The sequence below is a fragment of the Mesorhizobium sp. M4A.F.Ca.ET.020.02.1.1 genome, assembly GCF_004022645.1.
Lineage (GTDB): Bacteria > Pseudomonadota > Alphaproteobacteria > Rhizobiales > Rhizobiaceae > Mesorhizobium.
Genome location: NZ_RZOI01000415.1, coordinates 1 through 5420, shown reverse-complemented (window position 1 = coordinate 5420; position 5420 = coordinate 1). Strand labels below are relative to the sequence as shown.

5 protein-coding genes are annotated in these 5420 nt (G+C 64.2%); all 5 read right to left on the bottom strand.

Going from position 1 to position 5420, the window contains the following annotated elements:
* Nucleotides 1-95: 95 nt before the first annotated feature.
* Nucleotides 96-893 carry an ABC transporter ATP-binding protein gene (locus tag EN742_RS22710; RefSeq protein ID WP_127407201.1) on the bottom strand — a complete coding sequence of 266 codons (798 nt, stop codon included), beginning with the start codon at nt 891-893 and terminating at the stop codon, nt 96-98.
* 10 nt (nt 894-903) lie between these two features.
* Nucleotides 904-1794 (bottom strand): nitrate ABC transporter permease, encoded by an 891-nt coding sequence (gene ntrB, locus EN742_RS22705; protein ID WP_127407200.1) that lies wholly within the window; start codon nt 1792-1794, stop codon nt 904-906.
* Nucleotides 1795-1926: 132 nt separating this feature from the next.
* Nucleotides 1927-3243: a CmpA/NrtA family ABC transporter substrate-binding protein gene (locus EN742_RS22700; protein WP_128333297.1), complete on the bottom strand. Its 1317-nt coding sequence runs from the start codon at nt 3241-3243 to the stop codon at nt 1927-1929.
* A gap of 578 nt (nt 3244-3821) precedes the next feature.
* Entirely contained in the window at nt 3822-4715 is an 894-nt protein-coding gene (locus tag EN742_RS22695; RefSeq protein ID WP_127407532.1) for an FHA domain-containing protein, read from the bottom strand.
* 104 nt (nt 4716-4819) lie between these two features.
* Nucleotides 4820-5420 (bottom strand): ABC transporter substrate-binding protein (locus tag EN742_RS22690; protein ID WP_148670200.1); only part of this gene is annotated, 601 nt, incomplete at its 5' end.

Here is a 5420-nt window from a genome sequence, read left to right as displayed (position 1 = left end):
CTTGCACGGCAGCATAAAATTTGTGCAGTGCGGCAGATTGCCTACTGCCGATGCATTGCCTATTGCCGACGGAAACGCGCTTTCCGGTCATGGCGCTACTCCGCGGCCTCGACGAAGCGGTGGCGCTCATAGAGGAACTTCAGCACAGCCTCGCGGCAGCGCAGGAAGGTGCGGTCCGAGGCAAGCTCGATGCGTCGGCGCGGCCGGGCGAGCGGCACGGCAAGCACCTCGCCGATGGTTGCCGCCGGGCCGTTGGTCATCATCACGATGCGGTCGGACAGAAGCACCGCCTCGTCGACATCGTGGGTAATCATGATCATGGTCGTGCCGAGCCGGGCGTGGATGTCCATCACCGCGTCCTGGAGGTGGGCGCGGGTCAGCGCGTCGAGCGCGCCGAACGGCTCGTCGAGCAGCAGGATCTTCGGCTGCATGGCGAGCGCGCGGGCAATGCCGACGCGCTGCTTCATGCCACCGGATATCTCGGCCGGGCGCTTGTCCCTGGCATGCGCCATCTGCACGAGATCGAGGTTGCGCATGATCCACTCATGCCGCTCGGCCCGGCTTTTGGTGCGGCCGAAGACCTTGGAGACGGCAAGGTTGATGTTCTCGTAGACGGTGAGCCACGGCAGCAGCGAATGGTTCTGGAACACCACGGCGCGCTCAGGTCCCGGGCTGTCGACCTCCCTGTCCTCGAGCAGCACGGCGCCCGAGGAGACCCTGGTCAGCCCGGCGATGAGGTTGAGCAAGGTCGACTTGCCGCAGCCCGAATGGCCGATGATGGAGACGAACTCGCCCCTGTCGATGGTGAGCCTGATATCCTTCAGCACCTCGCTGACCTGGCCGCCGCGGGCGAAGGATTTGTCCATATGGTCGAGCTTCAGATAGGCGGTCATGGCGCCCTCCTCACTTTGCCGTTGTGCCGCGGGTGACGAAGGCGCCGACCGCCGCGACCAGCCGGTCGAGGCAGAAGCCGGTGACGCCGATATAGACGAGCGCGACGATGATGTCGGGCAGCCGCGAGGAGTTCCACGCGTCCCAGATGAAGAAGCCGATGCCGACACCGCCGGTCAGCATCTCGGCGGCGACGATGGCGAGCCAGGAGAGCCCGACGCCGATCCTCAGGCCGGTGAAGATGTAGGGGGCGGCCGCCGGCACCATGATCTTGACGAAGAACTCGAGCTGGTTGAGCCGCAGGATGCGGGCGACGTTGCGGTAATCCTCCGGGATGTTGCGGACGCCGACGGCTGTATTGATGATCACCGGCCAGATCGAGGTGATGAAGATTACGAACAGCGCCGACGGATTGGAATCGCGGAAGGCGGCGAGCGACAGCGGCAGCCAGGCGAGCGGCGGCACGGTCCGCAGGATCTGGAACACAGGATCGAGGCCGCGCATCGCCCACACCGACTGGCCGACCAGCGCGCCCAGCGCCACGCCGACCACCGCAGCCATGCCGAAGCCGATGGCGACGCGCTGCAGCGAGATCAGCACCCGCCAGGCAAGGCCGATGTCCTGCGGGCCGTTGTCGAAGAACGGATGCGCGATCAGGTCATAGGCCTCGCTCCACACCTGGCTCGGCGGCGGCAGGCTGGCCGTCGGCGACGAGCAGGCGACCTGCCAGACGACGAGCAGCACGAGGATGACAACGGCCGGCGGCACCAGCGCCGTCGCCAGCTTGCCGGCAACCGCCAGCGGGTCGATGCGGCGCCTCGCCTTTGCGGTGAAGGCGATCACCTCGGCGGGCTTTACAGGAAACGCCTTCACCTTGGTGTCCTCGACGGTTTGGATGGACATGTCTTCGCGAAGCTCCGTGGGGTCAGTGGCGACAACGGCGCGAGCGCCGTTGCGCTTGGGGCGGTGCCGGCGACAAACGGCGCTTTGGCGCCGTTTGCGCTTTGGCGACGACGGCGTGCTGCGCCGTCGCGCCTAAGCAGAAGCCTTGATCTTCAGGCTGTCGAGATAGGCTGACGGGTTGGCCGGGTCGAAGGTCTTGCCGTCGAAGAAGGTCTCGACGCCGCGCGACGAGGAGGCCGGGATGTCGCTTGCCGCGACGCCCAGATCCTTCGCCGCCTCGCGCCACAGATCCTCGCGGTTGACCTGGTCGACCAGCGCCTTGATGTCGGTGGTCGGCGCGAACTTGCCCCAGCGGATGTTCTCGGCGAGGAACCAGGCATCATGGCTCTTGAAGGGGTAGGAAACCCCGCCCTTCCAGAACTTCATGTAGAGGTCGGTGCCCTTGGCGACGCGGTCGTTGCCGTAGTTGATGTCGCCCTTCAGGCGGCCGATGATGTCGGCGACCGGCACGTTCATCCATTGCCGCTTGCCGATGATGGAGGCCATCTCCTCCTTGTTCTCCATCGCCTCGCACCATTGCTGTGCTTCCATGACGGCCATCAGGATCGCCTTGGTGGCGTTCGGATATTTCTCGATGAAGGCGGCGCGCAGGCCGAGCGCCTTTTCCGGATGACCCTTCCACAGCTCTCCCGTGGTGGCGGCGGTGAAGCCTATACCCTGGTGGACGAGCTGCTCGTTCCACGGCTCGCCGACGCAGAACACGTCCATGTTGCCGACCTTCATGTTGGCCACCATCTGCGGCGGCGGCACGACGATGGTCGAGACGTCCTTGTCGGGATCGATGCCGCCAGCGGCCAGCCAGTAGCGTATCCAGAGGTCATGCGTGCCGCCCGGGAAGGTCATGGCGGCCTTGACCTCCTTGCCGGCGGCCTTCTTGGCGGCGAAGGCCTCCTTCAGCTTGGAGGCGTCGAGGCCGACGCCGGTGGCGGCGTATTCCTGGGCGACTGAAATGCCCTGGCAGTCGTAGTTCAGCCGCGCCACGATCGCCATCGGCATCGGCTGCTTGTTCTGCGTCACCTTGCCGGTATGCATGAGGTAGGGCATCGGCGTCAGGATATGGGCGCCGTCGATGCCGTTGGCCTCGCCGCCGAGCACCAGATTGTCGCGCGTCGCGCCCCAGGAGGCCTGCTTCAGCACCTCGACATCGGGCATGCCGTATTTGGCGAACAGCCCCTTCTCCTTCGCGATCATCAGCGGCGCCGCGTCGGTGAGCGCGATGAAGCCGAGCTTGGCGCCGGTCACTTCCGGCGCGGCGGTCGCCGCATAGGCGCCCGAAGGCAGGAGCTTGCGCGCCGCCACCAGCAGCCCCGCCGTCAGCGCGCTACGCGCAAGAAAGTCGCGACGCGTCATGCCCTTAAGGGTGGTTCCAGTTCCGATCCGTTTCGTCATCGTCATCTCCGGTTGGACGCCGCTTGGGACCGGCGCCGTCGATTGCGTGTTCGGTCAAAACAAAAAGCTGCCGGCCAGGTCGCTCGCGTCCGTACATCCGGGATCGCGTGTCGACCTGAGCGGCAGCTTTGCCTGTGGCGCCCGCCATTGGACGCCTGTTCCGTGACTCCGCGAGGAGCCTGGTTATTGCAATGCAGAAACCGTGCCAGTTTCAGATGAGATGACGAACACCAATTAAATCAACTGCATAGAACAAGGATCGGCACGCCGACCCGCAGGACGCACAGGCCAAAGATTGTTCATTAGCACAAGCGCACGCACAATTATTGTGCAATGCACAAGAGTGGCGCAAAAATAATCAGGTCCGCAAAACCAGTTCTCGACACGGTGATTTTGACAGATTGGGACGTCACGGCGCGGATCCTGGGATCTGCGCCGCGTCGCTTCGCTCCAGGATGACGACGGCATGGCGCTTCGGCTGATCTCAAAGGCGTCCGATCCGGCACGCCGCCCTATCGACATGTCAGAACGTCTGCGCAAGGGAGCCAGCCGATTGCGGGCCGGCAATATAGGCCGGGTCAGCCTGAGACAATTTCGTAGTGAAGAACCTGGACGTCGCCGAGGGTCGATCTTCGTCCAGGCGAGATGACGCCGGAGCCGAAGAGGAGAATATCTTCGCGGCGCACGAATACTTCATGGTCGGGTCCCATCGACACAAATGTGCCCGACGAGCTTCGCTCGATAAGCCGGGCCTTGCCATTTGAAATGGTGAAGGTGGCGTGGTGCCTTGAGACCCAGGGCAGATCGACGACGATATTGCATTCCGGAGATCGGCCGAACGTCACGAATTCGTTGTTTCGGCAGGATCGCAACTGATCTCCATAGCCGATGACTAGCTTGATCTGCGGCGGCGGGACGGAGCGCCTATCGACAATGGTGCCCCGGCTGGCGATGTGCGTATTACTGAGGGTCCCGTCGTCGCTCCTCAGAGTATAGACATCGAAGAGTTCTTGCTTCCCCTTGAAAGCCATCTTGTCGAGGAGCCGCAGGCCACTGCGGCTCCCCGCGGTAAGGCCTTCGAAGAAGCTCTGGCTGATCAGCACCTCCCCGGGGTTGGCCGTGCTGGACAACCTGGCGGTGACGTTGATAACGTCGCCGAATACCGCGCCCCGCGCGCGAATGACCGCCCCGAAATGTAATCCGATACGGGCGCACAACGGGCCTTTCGTCAATTGGTGGCTGATTTGGCAGGCGGCCCTCAGCGCGGTCTCCGGGCTCTCGAACAGGCTGAGTACGTCATCGCCCTTCGAGTAAATGAAATCGCCGCCGTGCTGGGCGACGATCGCTCCCATTGCGTCCAGGCAATCCGAAACCTGCTGCAGAGCGGCATCGTCGCCGATGCGCTCATAGAGAGGCGTGCTGCCCACGACATCGGCCAAAAGGACTGCGGCCAGAAGTCTTTCCTGATCCATCGATCTCGTATCCGCCCGAGAACGCAGCGTATATAGCACACCAAAATTGCCTTTGACTTATCAACTTGCGCGCATTGGCGATCCGCTACCCCGGCACGTCGGATCTACTGCGCCAAGGAACCAGCGTGTTTCTGGCCGGCAATGTAGGCTTCGATCTCGTCGGGATCGAAGATCTGGCCGTCGAAGAACCCGTCCGGGCCCAGCACCAGGCTTGCGCCTGCCGAACCGACAGGGGTCGCGGCCTTCAGCGCGCCTTCGACCTTGGCATTGGCGCCGGGCAACGCCACGCCGAGCGGCTTCAGCGCCGAGCGATAGAGGTCGGGCCGGTAGCAGTTCCAGGCGATGGCGAGGTTTTCCGGCGTGTGCGCCAACTGCCCCCAGCGCACCATCTGCGTGTAGAACCACAGCGCATGGCTCTTCCACGGAAAATTCGCCGCCTTGTCGAAGGGCACGAAGAAATCCGCGATCGCCCGCTCGGCGCCGCCACCAAGCTGGAGGTGCCCGGTCAGCGCCGGCATCTGGAGCGCCGGCGGACGGCCGAGGAAGCGTGGCTCGGCCATCAGTGCGGCAAGTTCGGCACGGTTGGCCGGATCCTGGCACCAGCGCGCCGAATGATGCAGGGCCCTCAGCAGCGCCGCCAGCGCTTCCGGGTTCTCTTCGGCCCAGGCCTTGCGCGCGCCGACGACCTTCTCCGGACTGTTGCGC